General features: G+C 65.0%; 17 protein-coding genes. 10 read left to right on the top strand and 7 right to left on the bottom strand.

Features of this window, described 5'->3' with window-relative positions:
* Positions 1–15: 15 nt before the first annotated feature.
* Positions 16–690, bottom strand: coding sequence for a DJ-1/PfpI family protein (locus KVT32_RS06845; protein WP_217617882.1), 675 nt, complete (start codon positions 688–690; stop codon positions 16–18).
* Positions 691–789: 99 nt separating this feature from the next.
* Between KVT32_RS06845 and KVT32_RS06840 the strand changes: the two genes are divergently transcribed.
* Positions 790–1,677, top strand: coding sequence for a DJ-1/PfpI family protein (locus KVT32_RS06840; RefSeq protein ID WP_217617930.1), 888 nt, complete (start codon positions 790–792; stop codon positions 1,675–1,677).
* Between the two features lie 734 nt (positions 1,678–2,411).
* On the opposite strand, the gene KVT32_RS06835 is transcribed toward KVT32_RS06840, so the two are convergent.
* Positions 2,412–3,134, bottom strand: a complete 723-nt coding sequence (locus KVT32_RS06835) for an SDR family oxidoreductase (RefSeq protein WP_217617881.1) — start codon at positions 3,132–3,134, stop codon at positions 2,412–2,414.
* Positions 3,131–4,123, bottom strand: a complete 993-nt coding sequence (locus tag KVT32_RS06830; RefSeq protein WP_217617880.1) for a tripartite tricarboxylate transporter substrate binding protein — start codon at positions 4,121–4,123, stop codon at positions 3,131–3,133. Before KVT32_RS06830 ends, KVT32_RS06835 begins: the two co-directional genes overlap by 4 nt.
* A 103-nt stretch (positions 4,124–4,226) precedes the next feature.
* Here KVT32_RS06830 and KVT32_RS06825 point away from each other — a divergent pair, with 103 nt between their 5' ends.
* The 7 genes from KVT32_RS06825 (at position 4,227) to KVT32_RS06795 (ending at position 12,355) form a co-directional block, all read left to right on the top strand.
* Complete coding sequence (locus KVT32_RS06825) at positions 4,227–5,267, top strand: cyclase family protein (RefSeq protein WP_217617879.1); 1,041 nt, start codon at positions 4,227–4,229, stop codon at positions 5,265–5,267.
* Between the two features lie 3 nt (positions 5,268–5,270).
* Positions 5,271–6,875, top strand: a complete 1,605-nt coding sequence (locus tag KVT32_RS06820) for an AMP-binding protein (RefSeq protein WP_217617878.1) — start codon at positions 5,271–5,273, stop codon at positions 6,873–6,875.
* A gap of 13 nt (positions 6,876–6,888) precedes the next feature.
* Positions 6,889–7,632, top strand: coding sequence for a GntR family transcriptional regulator (locus KVT32_RS06815; RefSeq protein WP_108696996.1), 744 nt, complete (start codon positions 6,889–6,891; stop codon positions 7,630–7,632).
* Positions 7,633–7,775: 143 nt separating this feature from the next.
* Positions 7,776–9,035 (top strand): ABC transporter substrate-binding protein, encoded by a 1,260-nt coding sequence (locus tag KVT32_RS06810; protein ID WP_175156751.1) that lies wholly within the window; start codon positions 7,776–7,778, stop codon positions 9,033–9,035.
* Between the two features lie 148 nt (positions 9,036–9,183).
* The gene (locus KVT32_RS06805; RefSeq protein WP_217617877.1) at positions 9,184–10,413 is read left to right on the top strand and encodes a hypothetical protein; all 1,230 of its coding nucleotides are present in this window, start codon (positions 9,184–9,186) and stop codon (positions 10,411–10,413) included.
* Between the two features lie 49 nt (positions 10,414–10,462).
* Entirely contained in the window at positions 10,463–10,900 is a 438-nt protein-coding gene (locus KVT32_RS06800; RefSeq protein ID WP_217617876.1) for an NUDIX hydrolase, read from the top strand.
* 60 nt (positions 10,901–10,960) lie between these two features.
* Complete coding sequence (locus KVT32_RS06795) at positions 10,961–12,355, top strand: GntP family permease (protein WP_152384053.1); 1,395 nt, start codon at positions 10,961–10,963, stop codon at positions 12,353–12,355.
* Here the strand turns inward: KVT32_RS06795 and KVT32_RS06790 are convergent.
* Positions 12,334–13,245, bottom strand: a complete 912-nt coding sequence (locus KVT32_RS06790; protein ID WP_152384052.1) for a LysR family transcriptional regulator — start codon at positions 13,243–13,245, stop codon at positions 12,334–12,336. The genes KVT32_RS06795 and KVT32_RS06790 overlap by 22 nt on opposite strands.
* A 125-nt stretch (positions 13,246–13,370) precedes the next feature.
* Here KVT32_RS06790 and KVT32_RS06785 point away from each other — a divergent pair, with 125 nt between their 5' ends.
* Together KVT32_RS06785 and KVT32_RS06780 are read left to right on the top strand one after the other, a co-directional pair.
* A complete protein-coding gene (locus KVT32_RS06785; RefSeq protein WP_062840814.1) occupies positions 13,371–14,114 on the top strand; it encodes an SDR family oxidoreductase in 744 nt (247 codons plus the stop codon).
* Positions 14,115–14,436: 322 nt separating this feature from the next.
* Positions 14,437–15,321, top strand: coding sequence for a crotonase/enoyl-CoA hydratase family protein (locus KVT32_RS06780; protein ID WP_175156749.1), 885 nt, complete (start codon positions 14,437–14,439; stop codon positions 15,319–15,321).
* 187 nt (positions 15,322–15,508) lie between these two features.
* Here KVT32_RS06780 and KVT32_RS06775 read toward each other — a convergent pair whose 3' ends face one another.
* The 3 genes from KVT32_RS06775 to KVT32_RS06765 all read right to left on the bottom strand — a co-directional run bounded on the left by KVT32_RS06775 (position 15,509) and on the right by KVT32_RS06765 (position 21,249).
* On the bottom strand, positions 15,509–16,720 hold the full coding sequence (locus KVT32_RS06775) for a T6SS immunity protein Tli4 family protein (RefSeq protein WP_217617875.1): 1,212 nt from the start codon (positions 16,718–16,720) through the stop codon (positions 15,509–15,511).
* Positions 16,713–18,623, bottom strand: a complete 1,911-nt coding sequence (locus KVT32_RS06770; protein WP_217617874.1) for a triacylglycerol lipase — start codon at positions 18,621–18,623, stop codon at positions 16,713–16,715. The genes KVT32_RS06775 and KVT32_RS06770 overlap by 8 nt, the downstream gene beginning before the upstream one ends.
* Positions 18,624–18,720: 97 nt before the next feature.
* Positions 18,721–21,249: a type VI secretion system Vgr family protein gene (locus KVT32_RS06765; RefSeq protein WP_217617873.1), complete on the bottom strand. Its 2,529-nt coding sequence runs from the start codon at positions 21,247–21,249 to the stop codon at positions 18,721–18,723.
* Positions 21,250–21,375 lie beyond the last annotated feature (126 nt).

Below are 21,375 nucleotides of genomic sequence, written 5' to 3'. Positions count from 1 at the left end.
GCAGGCGCGGCGCGGTCAGGGCATGGCCGCCGCCGCCCTGTCCACCGCCGCGCGGCGCCGCTCGAAACGCGCCTGCGACATCGCCAGATAGCGTTCCACGATCGCCGGGTCCGACGTCTTCGGCGTGCCGCCCGGAAACGGCGGTTTCGGGTCGTACTCGATCTGCAACTGGATCAGCTTGGCGACGTCCTCGCCGCAAAGCGCCGCCACCACCTTCAACCCCATGTCGATCCCCGACGTCACGCCGCCCGCGGTGAACACGTTGCCATCCACGCACAGGCGCTCGTCGCTCGGCGTGGCGCCGAAGCGCGCCAGGAGCTCCCGCGCCCGCCAATGGCTGGACGCCCGTTTGCCCCGCAACAGGCCGGCCGCGCCCAGCAGCAAAGAACCCGTGCAGATGCCGAACAGGTACTTCGCGGCCTGGCCCTGCTGGCGGGTGAACGCCACCCAATCCGGGTCGACGATGGCGTCATCCGTGCCCGGCCCGCCCGGCACGACCAGCAAGTCGCAAGGCTGCGCCGACGCGATCGTCTGCGTGGGCACGAAGCACAATCCCCGGTCGCAACGCACCGGTTCCATCGTTTTTGCGACAAAATCCACCGTAAATCCCGGCGCGTTCGCCAGCACTTCGTAAGGCCCGGTCATATCAAGCTGGGTCAGCCCTTCGAACAAGACGATATTCACCTTCATGACGATGCTCCCATGGAAACGCCAGAACCCAGCATAGGCGAACGCGCCACGCACGGCGCGCCAGAATGCGCGCCAAATGCGCCAATCGCGCCACAACGCGTGATGTTCGTGCTGTACGACGGTTTCCAGCCGCTGGACCTGGCCGGACCGTGGCAGGCCTTCAGCTCGGCCAACGAAGAGGCGGGCCGCCAGCTGTACGCCCTGCACACCATCGCGGCGGCGCCAATCGTCGCCACGTGGGAACAGGGGCTGCGCATGCAGGTCGACGGCACCTTCGAGGCCGACGGCGATGCGCCCATCGACATGCTGCTGGTGCCCGGGGGCCCCGGCGTCGACCGGGCCGCGGCGCACGACGAAACACGCGCCTGGCTGCGGCGGCGCGACGCCGGCACGCGCCGCACCAGCAGCGTCTGCACCGGCGCGTTCGTACTGGCGGCGGCCGGACTGCTGGACGGCCGCGCAGTCACCACACACTGGCGCTCGGCCGACCGGCTGCGCCAGCTTTACCCCGGCCTGCGCGTCGACGACGACCGCATCTTCATCGAAAGCGGCAAATACTGGACCTCCGCGGGCGTCACGGCCGGCATCGACCTCGCACTGGCGCTCATCGAGCGCGATTTCGGCGCCGCGCTGTCCCAACAGGTCGCGCGCCGCCTCGTCGTCTTCATGCGCCGCAACGGCGACCAGCGCCAATACAGCCAGACGCTGCGGCTGCAAGACCGCGTGGCCGCGCCGTTTCGCGAACTGGTCGAAAAAATGGAAGCGCGGCTATCGGCCCGCTGGTCGGTGGACGACATGGCAGACGCCTGCCAGATGTCGCGCCGCACCTTCCAACGCAAGTTCGCCGCGCACTTCGGCGTCGCGCCCACCGAAGTCCTGCGACGCCTGCGCGAGGAGCGCGCAGGCGCCCTTGAGAGCGCCGGCAAGATGACCAGGAAGGCCGTCGAGCAACACGTGGGCCCGGTGCCCAAGCGCCCCCGGCAATAACGGCAAGGCCGCGTGAGATCGTCGTAGGCCGCCCGACGTTGCGGTCCCCGCGGTCGGGGCAGCACCTCTGCGCGGCCGCCGATCGTCCGCCGCTGCCGGTGTCTGACACCCTTGGTAGATGAACTTGATATGAAGCCAATCTCACCAGGGTGTCAGACACCTAGGACAATTGCTGCCACCCGGGTGCCGGCGATCAGCATCGTCTGCCGCTGCCGGTGTCTGACACCCTCGGTAGATGAACTTGGTATGAAGCCAATCTCACCAGGGTGTCAGACACCAGACGCAGAAGCAGCCACACGCGAAGCGCCATCGCGACGACGCAAGACACCGCGTAAGCCCACGGGCGGCCGCCCGCGCGGCCGCCCGTGGGCGGGCCCCGCAAGACCTTTCTCTAACACCCAACTGCGTGCAAGAACCTAAAGAACCCAACTCCCCCCGCCACCCGTAAAGATTCAACCCTAGAGCCCGGTGTGGCGTGGGCCTGGGGTGGGCGGGGCGTCTAGATGCGCCCGACGGAATCCGAAGGCAGCCGCCGTAGGCGGCAACGAGGATGAGGATGGGGCAGTCCGGAGCGAAGGCTCCGGACCGCAATCGGAGCCCCGCCCGCCCCAGGCCCACGCCGCGCCGGGCGTCTCAAGAACCCCGCCCGACCACCAGCACCAGCACCGGCACCGGCACCAGCACCAGCACCAGCAACGGCAACGGCAACACCAACGCCAAGCCCAATCCCCCCGTCACCCCACCAACCCCACCGACATCCCCCCACAAACATAAAGCACCTGCCCCGTCACAAACCCAGCACGCCGATCCAGGAACATCGACACGGTATGCGCCACCTCATTCGGCTGGCCGACCCGCCCCACGGGAATCGCCGCCTCCAGCGCCAGCGTCTTCGGCGCACCTGGCGGATTGGATTGATTGAACAGCTCGGTCGCGACCGGCCCCGGCGCCACGGTGTTCACCGTGATGCCATCGCCCGCCAGCTCCAGCGCCCAGGTCCGTGTCATGCCCGCCAGCCCGGCCTTCGACGCCCCGTACACCGACCGCCCGCCCTTGCCCAGCGCCGCCCGGCTGCCGATGTTCACCACGCGCCCATACTTCGCCTGCCGCATGCCCTGCAGCAGCGCCTGCATCAGCAGGATCGGCGCGGTCAAGTTCAGCGCCATCGTGCGCGCCAGTTCCTCTTGCGTGATGTCCTCGATATTGGCGACCTGGATCATGCCCGCGTTGTTGACCAGATTCAGCACCGGCTGCTGCGCCGCAAGCTCGCGGGCGGCGGCAATGGTTGCGGCCGCGTCGCACAGGTCCACCGACCGGAACGTTTCCCCCGGCAGCAGCGTCTCGGGCGAGGTGCGGCTGAAATTGACGACCTGAAAGCCGTCTTCGATCAGGCGCGCCACGATGGCGCGGCCGATTCCCCGGCTGGCGCCGGTGACGAGAGCGATGCGTGGGTTCATTGCGCCTTGATTCCCTGGTCTTTGATGAGTCCGCCCCACTTCTTGCGTTCGGCGGCTTCGAACGCGGCAAGGTCCGTCCCGAACAGCGTCCCCGGCTTGGCGCCCATGGTGGCGAAGTTGGCCGCGATGGCCGGCGTCTGCAACCCGCTGCGCGCGGCGGCGATCAGTTGGTCGACGACCGGCTGGGGCATATTGCGCGGCGCGTACAGCGCGAACCACGCCGTCACGTCAAAACCAGGCAACCCGGACTCGGCAACCGTGGGCAAGTCCGGCACCGACGGATCCCGCGCGGCCGAGGTCACGGCCACCCCGCGCACCAGATTGCCGTCCTTGATCTGCGCCAGCGCGCCCGGCAGGTTGTCGAACAGCAGGTCCACCTGCCCGCCCGCCACCGCCGGCAGCGAGGCCGACGAGCCCTTGAACGGCACGTGCAGCATCGTCACCCCGGCCATGGCCTCGAAGTACGCGCCCGTCAGGTGCACGGAGGAGCCAATGCCCGGCGATGCGTACGTCAGCTTCTTGTCCGGCGACTGCTTGGCGGCCCGGATCACGTCCGCCACCGTCTTGTACGGCGACTTGGCGCTCACCGCGATGACGTTCGGCGTGGTCGACACCAGCGCGATCGGCACCAGGTCGCGTTCGGGATCGAACGGCATGTTGCTGTAGAGAAACTGATTGATCGTCTGCGTGCCGATCGTGCCCAGCCCCAGCGTGTAGCCGTCCGGCTTGGCTCGGGCCACGTATGCCATGCCGATATTGCCGCCCGCCCCCGGCTTGTTTTCGACCAGCACCGTCTGCTTCAGGCCGGGCTGCAACGCGTTGGCGATGGCACGGCCAAAGAGGTCTGCGCCGCCTCCGGGCGGATACGGCACGACGACGGTCACGGGATGCTCGGGATAGCCCGCAGCGTGGGCTGCGGGTAGCGCCAGAACGGCCAGCGCGGCAAGGGCAATGCGCCATCCGGCGCGCGGCTGCGGCAAATGCGTCATGGTCTCGTCTCCTATCGAACCCGCTGGTTGCGGATTTCTTTTTAAAGTACGTAAATACGTACTATATTCATAAGAACATAGAAAACCGACAGGAGACAAGCAGATGAAACGCTGGACGCAACGCCCCGAAGGTTCCACCTGGGGCGACTTCGGCCCCGACGACGAACTGGGCCGCCTGAACCTCCTGACCGAGGAAAAGGTGCTGCAGGCGGTGCGCGAAGTGCAAGCCGGCAAGGTCTTCTGCCTGTCGCTACCGCTGGATCTGCCCGGCGGCAACGTGCTCAATCCCCGCCGCCACGCGCCCACGCTCAAGCCCACCTTCCGCGAGGGCACGCCTTATTTGAACTTCGCCATGTCGCAGGTGCAGCCCGAGGCGGTCGACGTGCTGTCGGACGATCAGGTCTCCCTGTCCATGCAGTACTCCACGCAATGGGACGGACTGTGCCACGTGGGCGCGATGTTCGACATCCAGGGAGACGGCCAGGCGCGACGCGTCTACTACAACGGCTACGCAGCCGGCGTGGACGTGTTTGGCGGCGCGGATCCCGACAACGCGCAAGCCCCCTGCTGCCCGCCGGGCGGCTCCTTTGCGCGCAAGCTCAGCGTCAGCCGCTACGCCGAAAAAGGCATGCAGGGCCGCGGCGTGCTGGTCGATCTGGCGCGCGCGTTTGGCCCCGGCCGCACTCTCGTCGGCCATGACGAGCTCCAGGCCGCCATGCGCGAGCAGGACGCCGTGCCCGAGGCCGGCGACATGCTGGTGCTGCGGACCGGATTCGCGGAAGCCATCGTGGCCATGAACGGCCAGCCCGATCCGCACAAGCTTGAGGAAACCGGCGCGGTGCTGGACGGGTCCGACCCCGCTCTGCTCGACTGGATCACGCAGTCCGGCATTGCGGCGATCTGCGCCGACAACTATGCGGTGGAGGCCTATCCCGCGCGCACCGCCGGCCCGGGCCACTCCATTCTGCCGCTGCACCATCATTGCCTGTTCAAGCTGGGGGTGCCGCTGGCCGAGCTGTGGTACCTGAAGGACCTGGCCGACTGGCTCCATACGCACGGCCGCAGCCGGTTCCTGCTGACCGCCCCGCCCTTGCGCCTGCCCGGCGCGGTGGGTTCGCCCGTGACGCCCATTGCCACGGTATAAGCCATGCCGCTGTCCCACTCCACGTTCTCCCAACACCTGGATGCGCTGGCGGCCCGTCAGCCCGATGCCATCGCGCTGATCGACCGCGACCAGCCGCTGCGCCTTGCCGACCTGCGCGCGCGCAGCCGCGCGTTGGCGGCTGGCCTTGCCCGCATCGGTGTGCAGCCCGGCCACCGCGTCGCCGTCTGGCTGCCCAATTGCGCCGCCTGGGTCGAAACCTTTCTGGCGTGCGCGCATCTGGGCGCGCTGGTGCTGGCCGTCAACACGCGCTTCCGGTCGGTTGAGGTGGCCGACATCCTGGGCCGCGGCCGCGCCGACTGGCTGGTGTACTGGCCCGACTTCAAGGGCATCGACTTCCAGGGCATCCTGGATGGCGTGGCGCCCGTGGATGCGGAGCAGTTGCAGGGCGCGGTCGCCCTGGCCGGGCCGGACGAACTGCCCCCGGCATCGCTGCACGGCAAACCGGTGCACCGGTACGACGCGCTGCTGGCCTGCGCCGACCCCGCGCCCGCCGCCCACCCCAATGCCGGCGTGCTGTGCTTCACCACATCCGGCACCACCTCCAAGCCCAAGTTCGTCCTGCACGACCAGAAGACCCTCTTGCGGCACGGCGCCATGGTCGCGCAGGCGTTCGACTACGACGACCGGGCCTGCGTGCTGGCCAGCGCGCCATTCTGCGGCGCCTTCGGGTTTGCCACGCTGGTGGGCGGTCTGGCCCGCGGGGTGCCCGTCGTCTGCGCGCCCGTTTTCGATGCGGCCCAATCGGCATGCGCCATCGCCCGCCACGCCGTCACGCACACCTACGCCAACAATGAGGCCCTGGTCGGCATGATGCAGGCCGCCGCGCCCGGCACGTTCTCGTCCGTCCAGTTGTTCGGGTTTGCCAGCTTCACGCCCGCGCTGGACAACATGCTGGACCTGGCCCGCGCGGCCGGCGTCCCGCTCACCGGGCTGTACGGCTCCAGCGAACTGATCGCGCTGGTGGCCGGCCAGCCCCGCGATCCCGCCGAAGGCGACGTGTCGGCGCGGCACCAGCCCGGCGGCACGCTGATCTACCCAGGCGCCCGCGTGCGGGCCCGCGATCCCGAAAGCGGCCAGGTGCTGCCGCACGGCCAGTCCGGCGAGATCGAGATCCTGTCGCCCAGCCTGATGCTCGGCTACCTGGACAATCCGGACGCCACCCGCGCCGCCCTGACGGCCGACGGCTACTTCAAGACCGGCGATCTGGGCTATACGCTGACCGACCGGCAATTCGTGTTCCAGACCCGGATGGGGGATTCGCTGCGGCTCTCGGGCTTTCTGGTCAATCCGGTGGAAATCGAGCAGGTCGTGGAAACCCTGCCGGGCGTGCGCGCCTGCCAGGTGGTGGGCGCCACGCGCCACGGCAAGATCGTGCCCTACGCCTTCGTGCTGCTGCACGCGGGCGCCCAGGCCGACCCGGCCGGTTGGACCGCCGCGTGCAAGGCGGCCATGGCGGGTTTCAAGGCGCCTGCCGGGTTTACCGTGCTGGACGCCTTTCCGTCGGTCGAGAGCGCCAACTCGGTCAAGATCCAGAAGCACCGGCTGCGCGAGATGGCGGACGCTATGCTCCCGGGTTCCGCGTCATAACCATCCGCCCGCCATGCCCGCCCGCAAGCTTTTTTCGCGCAGTCCCCAGCCGCTTTATCTGCAGGCCGCCGCGCTGTTTCGCAGCCACATCCAGAACCGGACGTGGCGGCCCGGACAGCAGATTCCGCCGCTGGAATCGTTGATGGAAACCTACGGCATCTCGCGCGCGACGATCCGCCAGGCGTTCGGCCTGCTGGAAGAGGACGGCCTCATCCGGCGCTCGCGCGGGTCGGGCACCTTCGTGAATGCCGAGCTGCCGGAAACGCCCACGCTGCTCATTCCCAAGACCTGGGCCGAAACCGTCGAGCTGAGCAACCAGCTGGGCACCGTGTCGCTGGTCGAGTCCAACGCCGACTCCCCCCTGCCCGACACGCTGGGCATGCCATGCGGCGCCGACCGCAGCGGCAGCTTCCAGTACCTGCGGCGCATCCACACGACCGATGCCGGCCCCTTCTGCTATAGCGAGGTCTTTCTGGACAGCGGCCTCTTTCGCAAGCATCGCGCCCGCATCCAGAAGAGCACCGTCGCGCCGGTGCTGGACCAGTTCTACGGGGCGCGCATCTCCGAAGCGCGCCAGGTCCTGAACGTGATCGAGGCGGGACAGGAGTCGGCCGAATCGCTGCAGATTCCCGTGTCCTCGCCGGTGGCCGAACTGCGCCGCTATGCCTGCATCGACGGCCGCGTGGTGTATTTCGCGCGGCTGGAATTTCCGTTTCGCAAAGTGCGGATGGAATTCGACCTGCTCACCAACCGCTGACCGACTTGCGTACCCGCCTCAAGGAGACCATCGCCCACCCATCGCCCGCCCGCCGTCCCAACCCCGCACAAGGCGCCAGATCAATAAAACCAGGACACGCGCCCGCACTATCCGAAAAGAATCCGGCATACAGGGAGACAACCATGAAGCAGGCCGACAAGACCCGGATTTCAATGCAGTGCCGCAGCAAGATCATCCAATTGTTTACCGCCACGGCGATAGCTGCCGCCGCCGGCGCACACGCGCAATCGCCTGCGCCCGCCGTCTCTGACGACGTGGTGCGGCTGGGCCTGATCCTGGACATGAGCGGCGTCTATGCCGACGTGACCGGCAAGGGCAGCGCCACCGCCGCCGAGATGGCGATCGCCGATTTCGGCGGGACCGTGCTGGGCAAGAAGGTGGACCTGCTGGTGGTGGACCACCAGAACAAGGCCGACATCGCCGCCGCCAAGGCGCGCGAGTGGTACGACACCCAGAAGGTCGACGCCATCATGGACGTCGCCGGCTCCGCGCCCGCGCTGGCCGTGCTGGAAGTGGCGCGCGAAAAGAAGAAGATCGTCGTCTTCAGCGGACCGGGCACCGAGCGCATCACCAACGACCTGTGCTCGCCCTATTCCGTGCACTACACCTACGACACCTGGTCGCTCGCCAACACCACCGCGCGCGCCACCGTCGAGCAAGGCGGCAAGAGCTGGTACTTCCTGACGGCCGACTACGCGTTCGGCCACACCCTGCAGGCCTCGGCCACCGACGTCGTAAAGGCCAACGGCGGCACCGTGCTGGGCGCCTCGCGCCACCCGCTGGGTTCCAGCGACTTTGCCTCGTACCTGTTGCAGGCGCAAGCCAGCAAGGCACAGATCGTCGGGCTGGCCAACGCGGGCGGCGACACAGTCAACGCCATCAAGGCGGCCAGCGAATTCGGACTGACCAAGGGCGGGCAGAAGATGGCGGGCCTGCTCCTGTACATCAACGACATCCACGCCATCGGCCTGGACGCCGCCGCGGGCCTGACGCTGACGGAAGCCTTCTACTGGGACATGAACGACCAGACCCGCGCCTGGTCGCAGCGCTATTACGACAAGCTCAAGAAGATGCCCAACATGAGCCAGGCGGGCACGTATTCGTCGGTGATGCACTACCTGAAAGCCGTGCAGGCGGCGGGCACCGACGAACCCACGGCGGTCATGAAGCAGATGAAGGCCACCCCCATCAACGACTTCTTCGCCACCAACGGCCGCATCCGCGAGGATGGCCGCATGGTCCACGACATGTACCTGTTCGAGGTGAAAAAGCCGTCGGAGTCCAAGCGGCCGTGGGACTACTACAAGCTGGTGGCCACGCTGCCCGGCGACCAGGCCTTCATGCCGCTGTCCCGGTCGACGTGCCCGCTGGTGAAGAAGTAGCGCGGCAGGCGGTCCTGCGGCGGGCGGACGCGGCTGATGGGAACCGCGGCGGGTAACCCCCGCCGCGGGATACGCCCGCCGCGGGATACGCCCGCCGCGGGAAACGCCCGCCGCGTTATCCTTGCGGCTTTGCCTTCGCCGCTCCGACATGCCACACCGCGCAGCCCGCATCATCGAGGGAAAGATTGACCAGATCCGGCTCGCAACGCCGGTCCGGCGAAACGATGTCTTCCTGCGGGTCGGCGCGGAAATCCTCTGGGGTTCCGGGCTGGACCCATCGCACATCGCCCAGCTGCGCGCCTTCCACGACAAAGGCACGGCCGTGCGCATTGGCGTGCTGGAGGCCCAGCATGGCCTGAACCGCTTCTGTTGGGCCGTGCCGGCGCAGGGCGATCCCATTGCTCCGCTCACCTACCAGACCGCGCAACGGCGCAGCGGGCGCGAGGCCGCGATCTGCGGCGCCGTGGGCGTGATCGCGCTGGGTGCGGCGTGGCTGTCCGGGATCGCGACGCTGCCGCGCGTATTCCTGATGGTGTTCGCGCTGGTGATCGCGTTGATGGGGCTGGTACTTGCCGCGAATGCCTTGCATGTCCTCTGGCACAACCGCCGCGAGCGGCCGCGCATTCTCGCCAGCGAGGCGCAGTTCGATCCCACCCGGCGGCCAGCGGCCATGGCGGGCACTTCAGCTGCGCCAGCCGCGCCAGCCGCCCCGCGCCCCCGGCACGAACCCGCTGCGCTGACGCAGGATGGCGATCCGCCCCTGCTCCTGATCCGGGGGCAGCTCGACGGGATCACGCATGAAACGCGGCATGTGCACAAAGGCCCGACCTACGGCCACTATCGCTTTTCCATCCAGGGCCGCCCGTTCCTGATGACGGTCGATGAATCGCTGGGAAGCTGGCAGCCGTTCCTGGCGCAGGACGATGCCGTTGAAATGGCCGTCAACGCCCAGCCGGTTCCGGGCGAACCGCATGCGGTGTATGCGCTGCGCAATCTGGAGGACGGGCGCGCCTATATGTGTCATCTGCGATTCCGCGCCATTCCCGGCCGCGACACGCCGGTCGGCGTCGGCATGAACCAGCGCGCGCCCCTGCTCAAGGCCATCGGCGGCCTGATGCTTGCGGTCTGGCTGTTTCTGATTGGCCTGACCTGGTTCATGGACCCCGACGCATTGCAGGGCGACTTTCCGGAACTCGCGCTCTTCATCCTGGGGATGTTCCTGCTGGTTTGGCTGTGCTTTGCGCTGCCGCTTCTGTGGCTCGACATGCGGTGGCGCATGGGCAGGCCGACACGGCGCCAGCGCATCACCGAACGCATCTACGCGCTGCTCGGTCTGGGCACGCCGTTCGCCCCCAGCCAACGCATCGAAGAGGTGTGACCGGACCGGCGTATCCTTGCCGCATGCCTGACTGCCGCTGGAGACCCGCATGACCCAACCCGCCCCGCGCCCCATCGCCGCCACCATCGCCGCCGTCGTGCGCGACGGCCACGTGCTGCTGGTGCGCCGCGCCAATCCGCCCGATCAGGACCGCTGGGCGTTTCCGGGCGGCAAGATCGATGCGGGCGAACGCCTTCCCGATGCGGCCGCGCGAGAGTTGCTGGAAGAAACGAGCGTCACCGCCGAGCCGCTGCACGTCTTCGACGCCGTCGACGTGTTCGACCACGACGACGCAGGCGCCCTGCGCCGCCACTTCATCCTGATCGCGGTGCTGTGCCGCTGGGTGTCAGGCGAACCGGTCGCCGGCGACGATGCCCGCGACGCGCGCTGGGTGTCCCTGGCCGATCTTGATGCCCACGCGCTGGCCACCAGCTTCGGCGTCGCGGAACTGGCGCACAAGGCGGCGGATTTGATGGCAGCGCGCTGACCGCCCGATACGTTAAGGTGTAGCCCCACACCCCTTGTCTCTTCATTCCTGGAGTACCGAATGACCGGATTGTTCATCGTGGTGGCGGCGTTGGCGTTCTTGATGCTGGCGGCGTATCGAGGCTATAGCGTCATCCTTTGCGCGCCCATTGCGGCGATGGGCGCGGTGCTGCTGACGGACCCGTCGGCGCTGGCGCCCGTGTTCTCGGGCATCTTCATGGAGCGCATGGCGGGCTTTGCCAAGCTCTACTTCCCCGTGTTCCTCCTGGGCGCCGTGTTCGGCAAGCTGATCGAGCTATCGGGCTTTTCGCGCGCCATCGTGCAAGCGGTGCTGCGGCTGATCGGCGCCGAGCGCGCCATCGTGGCCATCGTGCTGGTCTGCGCGGTACTGACTTACGGCGGCGTGTCGCTGTTCGTGGTGGTGTTCGCGGTGTACCCGTTTGCCGCCGAGATGTTCCGCCAGGGCGGCATCCCCAAGCGTCTGATGCCGGGCGCGATCGCGCTGGGCGCCTTCACGTTCACCATGACGGCGCTGCCGGGCACGCCGCAGATCCAGAACATCATTCCGACGACCTTCTTCGAGACCACGACCTGGGCCGCGCCCTGGCTGGGCCTCATCGGCGCCACGTTCACGCTGACCGCGGGCATCGCCTACCTGGAATGGCGCCGCAAGCGCGCCGCCGCGGCCGGCGAGACCTACGGCACGGACCTGCGCAACGAACCCGCCACGCCCCCCGCCGAACGCAATCATCATCCGCTGATCGCGCTGCTGCCGCTGGTGGTGGTGGGGGTGATGAACTTTCTGCTGACGCGCTGGATCCCGGGCTGGTACCCGGCCGGTTCCGAAGTGGACCTGCCCGGCCTGCCCAAGCCCCTGCCCGTCAACGCGGACGAACAGGTGGCGCTGTGGGCCGTGATGGGTGCGCTGATCGCGGGCATCGTCACCATCCTGCTGTTCTCGTTTCGCGCCATCAAGTCGCATTTTGCCGAGGGCAGCAAGAGCGCCGTGTCGGGCGCGTTGCTGGCCTCGATGAACACCGCGGCCGAGTACGGGTTCGGCGGCGTCATCGCCGCGCTGCCGGGCTTTCTGCTGGTGGCGCAGGCCCTAAAGGCCATTCCCGATCCGCTGGTCGGCGAAGCCGTGGCGGTGACGACGCTGGCCGGCATCACCGGGTCGGCCTCCGGCGGCATGAGCATCGCGCTGGCCGCGATGTCGCAGACCTTTATCGACGGCGCCCTGGCGGCCGGCATTCCCATGGAAGTGCTGCACCGGGTTGCTGCGATGGCAAGCGGCGGCATGGACACGCTGCCGCACAACGGCGCGGTCATCACGCTGCTGGCGGTCACGGGGCTGACGCACCGCCAGTCCTATGGCGATATCTTCGCCATCACCCTGATATCGACGCTGTCGGTGTTCCTGGTGATCGGCGTGTTCTACCTGACCGGCATCGTCTGATCGAAGGCGGCGGCAAACACGCCCGCCAGCCACTGCGTGAACACGCGCACCCGCGCCGGCACCTGCCGGTTCTGCGGCGTCAACACCGACACCGGCATCGGCGCGGGCGGCGCGTGGGGCAGCACGATCCTCAAGTGCCCCGCCGCCAGTTCGCGTTCCACGCGATAGCGCGGCACCTGCACCATTCCCAGGCCCGCCAACGCCGCGCTGGTGTAAAGCTCGGCGCCGCTCACGCTGACCACCGCGCGCGGGCGCACCTGCACGATGCGGCCATCGACCCAAAAATCCAGCGGCGCCGCGCGGCCCGTGGCGCTGGACACGTAGTCCACGGCCAGGTGCTTTTCCAGCGCCTGCACGCTGTCCGGCATGCCATGTCGAGCCAGATACGCGGGGCTGGCCACCGTCACCTGCGGCATCTGCGCAATCGTCCGCCCCACAAGCGTCGAATCCTGCAGCACGCCCGCCCGCAGCACGCAATCCACGCCTTCGCGCACCAGGTCCACCAGCCGGTCGTCTTCGCCCAAGTGCAGGGCAATGTCGGGATAGCGCTTCAGAAAGTCCGGCAGGCCGGGCATCACGAAAAAGCGGGCAAGCGTGCCCTGCGCATTGACCCGGAGCAGCCCCTTGGGGGCCGTATCCAGGAACGCGCCATCGGCTTCCTCCAGGTCGGCCAGCAGCCGCACGCACCGCCGGTAGTGGGCCTCGCCGTCGTGCGTCAGCCGCACCTGGCGCGTGGTGCGCTCGAGCAGGCGAGCGCCCAACCGGGCCTCCATGCGCTTGATCAGGTTGGTCACCGTGGCGCGCGGAATGCGCAGGTCATCGGAGGCCTTGGTAAAGCTGCCGCGCTCCGCAATGCGCACGAACACCTGCATTTCCTGGAATCGATCCATGCCTCTGGCTGCCCGCCGCACGGGCCTATTGTTAAAGCAAATGAAATTATCTTAGCAAACGCCGCCTAATTATCTTTCGAACGGAATAGTCGATCATATGCCTCACCCTTTCACGGAGAGATCGCATGACCGACCAAGCTTCCCAGCGTGTTGCCCTCGTCACGGGCGGATCGCGCGGCATCGGCGCCGCCATCGTGCGCCGCCTGGCCAATGACGGCTTTGCCGTCGCCATCAACCATGCGTCCGGCGCGGCAGACGCCGACGCCCTGGCCGCCGACATCCGCCAGGCCGGCGGACGCGCCCTCGCGGTGCGTGCAGACGTCTCCAAGCCGGATGCGGTGCGCGCGATGTTCGATGCCGTCACGGCCGAATTCGGCCGCCTGGACGTGCTGGTCAACAGCGCGGGCGTGCTGCAGGTGCAGCCGCTGGCGGACACCAGCGACGACCTGTACGACCGGACGTTCGACATCAACACCCGCGGCACCTTCAACACTTTGCGCGAGGCGGCCGCCCGCCTTGCCGATGGCGGCAGCATCGTCAATGTGTCCAGCACCACCGTCGCGCTCAACCTGCCCGGCTACTCGGTCTACATCGCCAGCAAGGCCGCGGTCGAAAGCCTGACGCAGGTCTTTGCCAAGGAACTGCGCGGCCGCCAGATCAGGGTGAATGCCGTCGCCCCTGGCCCCGTCGCCACCGAGCTGTTCTTCAAGGGCAAGAGCCCCGAGCTGATCGAGCACTACGCCAAGATGCCGCCGCTGGAACGCCTGGGCCAACCGGATGACATCGCGGGCATCGTCTCGTTCCTGGCGGGACCGGACAGCGGGTGGGTAAATGGGCAGATCGTGCGTGCGAATGGCGGCGTGGCCTGAAAATTTTTCGTGAGCGCCGGCGCCTTCCTGCGGCGCGCTCTCATCCCAACGCACGAGCCCGGCCAGTCGGCCGGGCTTTTCTTTCACGGCGCTGAACACCGCATATTTGCTGTTGTCCTCATCCGTTCTACCCATGCGTGCCTCGGCCGATGGACCGAGGGGCTGTTGCGGGTTTTGAAATTTTCCGATCGCGCGCTCGGGACTTTGCATTACAGAAAAGTCTGGCCAGTTGGACGAGGTTTGCATGAGACGGAGTGCCTAAGCCGTGGTTTAGCCTGACCCGGCAGTACTCCGACTCACCTTGATCGATTGGACGAAAGCAATGAATCAACTCATTCATCCGGACTGCCACCCCTTTACCGCCGCAGGCAATCTGAAGCAGATCTCCGCGTATTACGAGGAAGGTCGCCGTGTCATGTGGATGATGCTGCGCGCGCAACCGCGCCCGTGCTTTAACCATGAACTCATCGACGAGATCATGACCCTGGCGCGCGCCGCCAAGGATTCCGGCCTGCCCATCGACTTCTGGGTCACCGGTTCGCTGGTGCCCCAGATCTACAACGTTGGCGGCGACCTGAACTTTTTCGCCGAGGCCATCCGCACCGGCAAGCGCGAGGCGCTTCGGGCCTATGCCCGCGCCTGCGTCGACTGCGTGCATGCCGCCACGCGCGGTTTCGATACGGGCGCCATCTCGCTGGCCATGATCGAAGGCACCGCGTTGGGCGGCGGCTTCGAGGCCGCGCTGGCCCACCACTTCGTGCTGGCGCAGAACAATGCGCGCATGGGCTTTCCCGAAATGGCGTTCAACCTGTTTCCCGGCATGGGCGGCTATTCGCTGGTCGCGCGCCGCTCGGGCATGAAGCTGGCCGAAGAGCTGATCGGCACCGGTGAATCGCACACGGCCGAGTGGTATCACGGCCGCGGCCTGGTCGACGTGCTGTTCGAGCCCGGCGAAGCCTACAAGGCCACGCGCACCTTCATTGACGTCATGCGCCCCAAGCTCAACGGCATGCGCGCGATGCTGCGCGCCCGCCAGCGTGTGCTGAGCCTGTCGCGTTCCGAACTGATGGATATCACCGAGGATTGGGTCGAGGCGGCCTTCTCCATCGATCCGAAGGACCGCGCCTACATGGAACGCCTGGTGATGGCGCAGAACCGCCGCACGGCAGGCAGCTCGGAAGCCACCGAAGTGGCCACCATGCACTGAGCCGGCGGCGGGCCGCCGGTTGCGTCACGCAATCAGATGCAGCCGGCGGCGTTGCGGGATGTGTTGGCCAGAGCGTCCGCGACCATCCAGCGGCGCCGATCCATCTGGCGAACGCGGCAGTTGCATTTGGATGGGAAGCCCGAGGGAGCCCCCAGCAGGAGCCGGGAAGTTGGCCACTGCAAGCCCGTCAACTGGCAGATTTATCAGGGTTGTCTACCGGCCAACTCGACAGAAAATCATCGAGCGCGCGGCGATCCCTTTCGGCCTGCTCCCGCGAGATCGGCGACGCCCGATCATCCCCGGCATCGGGGCGCGGCAGCGCACCGGAACGCAGCCGAATCGTGGGAAGAATGGCGTCCCATGCGCTCATGGCTTCGTAATCGGTCAAAGACGACGTAATCGGGGGAATGCGTGCCGCCGACGACTGACGCGACTTTGCGGCGAATCTAGGCAGATAGCCCTCGGTCATCAGGAAGTCGGGCGCATCGCGGCGCGCCTGTCGTTCCGCGTCGCTCAGCCACGACAGGTGACCACCAGACTTTAACTGCACGGTCAGCGTGGGCCGCGACAGCCCAGGATCGGGCCGATAGGTCTCGGCACTGAACAAAAGCCGACGCACCCTTGCGCCATCGTCCTGCATGGAATCACTACCGAGCACATCCTCCTCGCCTTCCATGCCGGCAAAAGCACGGCGGCCTGATCGCAGCGTATCGAGCTTGGCGCCACCTCGCCGAAATAAAGGCAGTGCCGCCTGGCTGCGCTGCAACAACCGACGCGATTCGTCCGGCGTCACCGCGCTGCTGTTGATTTCCAGCGTCAGATCTCGCCGATCGGGGTCATAGAACTTGACGGTGGAAACTTCATGGTCGTGTGTGCCACGGATCACGATCGGACCAAGAACGAAGCCAGGACCCGCTCGAGCGGGATCACTGATGACAAAAATCTGCTTAGCCAGCGCTTGTAGCCGTTGCTCGACTGGATTGATTACTCCCTCGTAAGACTTGGCTTTTAGCAGTACGTAGATTGATCCCAATAACAAATGAACTTCATGGGTGTGATAGTTGTCGAGCGTCGTACCCTCGTAATAGCGAAGCAGCACTGCCTGTCGGTTTGCATCACCATCAACGTTTGCGTCAATGTCCCATGCACCCACCAGCATTGGCGCGCCCGCCATCTGATTGGTAATCGAGCTTAAACGCCGCTGCTTCCAATCAATTGCAGATTTAAACTGCGTCGCGGTAACCCCTTGGTTGATGATCTGGATCCGGTCTACTTTAAAGTCCGCGCCCAGCCCGTAATACAGCGTGACCTCGCCGGATCCGTAGCGCCAAGACGATGGCAGGTCAACCAGATAGCGTCCCAACCCGTGGGTCGTCATTTTCGAGGTCAGTTCACTCACGGTGTCTTTCTCCGCGCCGGTGGGCTCGTAGGTGCAGCCACCCACGAGCAAGGAAAGGATGATGATTCTTAACCAGCGTGTCATGACGGCTTCCTGGCGTTTGCGGCGATCTTGATGATCGCGTAGAGAGAAAACGATCGGACGTTTTCGTTCTTGTATGAGCCTTCATGGTCAAAGCCTGCAAGACGAACTTGTTCGAGTACCTGCCCATCGCGTACGACGCCAACGGCGCATTTCCCGAACGAGGCGGCACTGTGCCATCGCCAATTGCGTCCTGCTTATCGGCGTGAAGCTCCCAGTGACTTGTTTCGACGAGATGAGGAACATGCATGACCGAGCCTGCAAACGCAAAGGGCTGGCTCCATTGCGTGGCGCCCCCCACATAAACTGGGTTGCAGCCTTCGTCGCGGGTATCGCCCGTGCCCAACTCCGCGACATTTGCAGCGCTGGGACGCGGACTGCCGTTTGGTGCAATTCCAGGCCTCATGCGCCACACAATGTTGGCAAATCTGCGCTTGTCCTCGTCCGCGCCATAGAAGACGTAGGTAGCAGGGTGATACTGGCGCCGGGTGGCCGCATGAAACAGGCGCGCCTTTTCGATATTATTTTTATAATCTCCCCATGTAATGGGTTGCCCGTCTTCAGGCGCCAGCCAAGCCTCTCTCACCAGCCCCCACCACCGGTCTCGCCGCAGATATATATCCGTATACGGATCGTTGGCTTTGGGTAAAGCAAGAATGGGAGCCTTGTCTTGGCCTTCCCGCAACTGCAACCACCCGGACGGGTAGTCTTCCGTGGGTAGCAGTTCCAACGCTCCTGGCGCCTGGGCGAAAACAGCAGTGATTTCGCGACCGTTGTTTCCAATGACAAGAGACGCAATCGAGCCTTGAATGCCGCTGGCTTCGTCAGCCATTCCCAATTTGCATCGCCGATAAGCGACCGGAGCACCTAGCGCGGGCATCACGCCGTGCAAAACGCCGGCTATCTTTTCCGACATTCCAGGCAATTGCTGACAGCGACGCGCCACCAGACCACCCATGGAATGCGTGACGAGGATCACCTGATCGCAACGATCGCCGTATCGCTCCCGCACCTGCTCGATACGTTCCGCCAGCAGCTGTGCAGCGGGCTCGTTGGAGGCAAGCCAGTTGTATCCGAAGGCGTGAACCGGCATCCAAAACTGCGCACGCTTCTGCAATTCGCCGAATGTGAGCGGAGAGACTTTGCCATTCCGCTCGGCGCCTTCATCCGACATGCCGCGTACTTTCATGGCTGTGTTTGGCGGGTACGGAACGCGTGGCTGCGCAGGCCGCGATGCAGGGTCGGACATGGAGTCGGTCGGGTGGAAATCTTGCCACTTCATGGGATCCCACCCGCGTCCGTTGAGGGTTCTCTCCAGCCACAACAGAAATCCGTGATAACTACCCTCACCCACTTCGCCCCAACCACGGTCCGTATACGCGTTAACCGGCCGACCGGCCGAATCCAAGACAAACAAGGAGGAAATGGATCCCGTGGTTCTGCTAGGCACGGCTCCGCGGTCGTCCACCGTCACACGGTCAGGATGCAGTAATCGCTGCCTGATACCGGCACCCAGAACCACATTCTTGATGAGATCTATAGGAACATACCCTGCCAAGCTGATATCCAGGCGCCAGACGGGATCCGCCTCAGTGTCAAGCTCTGTGGGCGGGTCGACTTTGAGATTCGATCCCATTATTCCGGGGACAAAAATCACTGGCAGCACATATGGCGGGCCGAGATTGAGCCGGACAGTTCCGGCGAGGCCGCTACTCGTGAGATTCCATTGATGTCGCAGGCGACCACTTGCATCAAAGTTCCAAGACGCGACGCGAGAACTATCTTCGTCCGGTAAATCAAGTGAACTCGGTGGTGTGTTCACGGCTTGACTCCTCTCGGGCAGCGGTGTTGTGGGCTTTTGTTGGCGCTGCAAACTCGGCAACCCGACGAACGGCGCGACGACAAAACTGCAAAAATAATTACGATGAATTTGAAGGATTGGCAGACCCCAGCCATACAACCTCCAGCCTTTCCGGACTCAGGCCTTTTTGCATTTGCAGCCTTCCGTTGGCGTCTGTCGTACCTGGAATTCGCGTGCCATCCGCACGGACGAGTTCGTATCGCTCAAAAGCGGCTGGCGAGCCATCGGGTAGATAGGCCACGAAATCGTCATCGAATGGCGCTTTATCCCAATGATTTAGAGATGTCAACAATGAGGCCGGCCCATCCACCGCAAGCGAAGCATGTATTTGCATTTGCGCGCCGAATAGTTCAATGCGCCCGTCAGCATGGAGCACCAATGCGCTCTTGCCACATCGCAAGGCCAGCGTCTCCCCTGCGGAAGCGATGAACTGCTCATTGGCTTCGTGAAGGACGCTTTTGCTTGCATGCACACTAACCGTACCGTGCTGGGCCTCTGTGATCACGTCGCCCTGATTGGCGAGATGGCGAATGCCGCCACTGAGCGCGAACGCGCTAATGCCTTCGCCAGCAGTAACGTGGATACGGCGGGCGGCCGTGACGGTTTGATCTTGCTGCGCGATGGTCTCGATATTGTCCGTGGCCGCCGTAAGAACGCTGGCCGCCGTCACGGTCGCAACGCCGGCAGGCGCGCCCATGACCACGACAGGTTGACCACCGTTTTCGCCTTGACGGTCATTCGCCCCTGCGCCCAATTGCTCTACAGCCCGAACAAGCTGTTCGCGCGCAGTGTGTTCAGCGTCCAACCCGCGGTGTTCCTGTGCGACGCCAAGCAGACTTCTCGCTTGCTGAGCGCTGGCCTTGAGCACCCGTGACAGTTCCGACACATCGAGCTGACTGCCGGCAGCCTGCGGTTGCGCGTAGGCGGTTACCAGTACGCCCTTGGCCGCGCGCAACGCGCCGTGTTCGTCGGTACGCAACTCGAAACCCTCTCCGCGAGGCTGCCCACCAGCCGGCCGAGGATGCGTGAGATAGCCCAAATGCAATTGCGTTTCGCCATGCTCGCTCATCAAGGCCGCGCTGATTTGCCCTGACGTGTCGTCCAGGCGCAGTTCATTGGCGCGATCACCCTTGTGCTCTTTGGATTTGACAGTGTTGAGCGTGTTGAACCTGGGAAGCCCATAGGGCGGCAGATTCGTCGCCCTATATGTCCGGCCGGTAATGATTGGCTGGTCGCAATCTCCGTCCAAAAAATCGACGATTACTTCCTGTCCGATCCGCGGAATGGCCATGTGACCCCACGCGGCGCCCGCCCAATTCTGCGAGACGCGTACCCAGCAGGAACTGTGTTCGTCGCGTGTTCCCAAGCGGTCCCAGGGAAACTGGACTTTGACACGGCCAAAGTCGTCACAGTAGATCTCTTCGTTGGCGGGCCCGACAACGGTGGCCATCTGTAGACCGTCGATCCGGGGCCTGTCGGCCGGTTCCGGCTTCCAGTCCACCTTGTCCGGCACGATGTCGGCGCGGTAGCGGTATTGCGTTCCCTGCGTAGATTCAGCGCTCTCTTCCTGCTGGCTCGTGTGCTGGATGCCGTGGTGCCGCACGCGCACGGGACGCCAACCGTGGTTCCATTCTTCGCGTGGATGACCAATCAGATCGAAAGCGACGCCTGGCACGAGACGCGGGTCATCGCCTTCGACCGGCGCCATGCGAGCGTCACGACGCAAGCCCAGGAGGCGGCTTTGGGTGAAAGGTTTACCGGCTTCGTCGCGCTTGTATCGACCGGGATAGTCGTAGCGTTCGTACCGGTGGGACTGGTGACTTAGCTCGTTGGCGACGGCCGAATGCTCTTGGTCATATTGCGGATGCGTATAGGTGTAGTCCCGCTGGGTCTGGCGTGCCGAGCGCACGTGTTCGGCATAAATGAAGCGTCGCAGCGCCGGTTCAGTTTGATTGCCCCCGGGCGCAGCGTTGTAAAGAACAGGACCACTATCGACTTCTCCGTGCACGTATATCCGGTCGCCGTGGATAAGACGGTGCCCCTGATCGCTGTGTGCAAACCGATAGAAGAAGCCTTCCTCGGCTGCCAGGCGAGCGAGAAACGTCAGGTCCGTTTCTCCGGCCTGCACACAGTATTCTCGTGGCAGGTGATCGTTTGTGGTGATTTGTTCGTAGTCCGTGATGCCGTGGGACCTGATGACTTTCTCAAGTATTTCCGGCACCGATTGCTGCTGGAAGATGCGCCAGTCAGAGCATAGGGCTGCGCGGGACAAGGCAGGCTCAATTACCGCCCGGTAGCGGGTTCGACGAAATCCCGTGTCGAGCTGCTCAAAGCTCGTGACGATTCCGTGCACGTGACGCACGGCCGATTCATTGCGCCAGATCGTGAAGAGTGCGGGTTGGTCCAGCAGCGCGCCGAAATCTACGGAAGGATCAAAACAGGATAAGTCGACGCGCAGACAGTATGGTTCAGACAATGCTTCGTCGAGCGTAAATTGCACCAATTCAAATTCCAGTTCGGCGAAGGTGGGCACGAACGAGAACCGCAGATCGGAAAGATGAAGCACGTGGAAATCCAGCGCAATCAAGGGACAGCCAAATCAGTCAAACTGCCTTGGTCTGGCGGTCACCGTGGAATGTCGAATTGACGTCTGGAAGTATCAGCGAAAGGTTGATTCCAGAAACTAAGGTTTATTCGAAAGTTGAAAGTAACC

This window comes from Achromobacter sp. GbtcB20, assembly GCF_019091095.1.
In the GTDB taxonomy this organism is placed as follows: Bacteria; Pseudomonadota; Gammaproteobacteria; order Burkholderiales; family Burkholderiaceae_B; genus Achromobacter; species Achromobacter mucicolens.
This window is presented reverse-complemented; position numbering and strand designations above follow the sequence as displayed.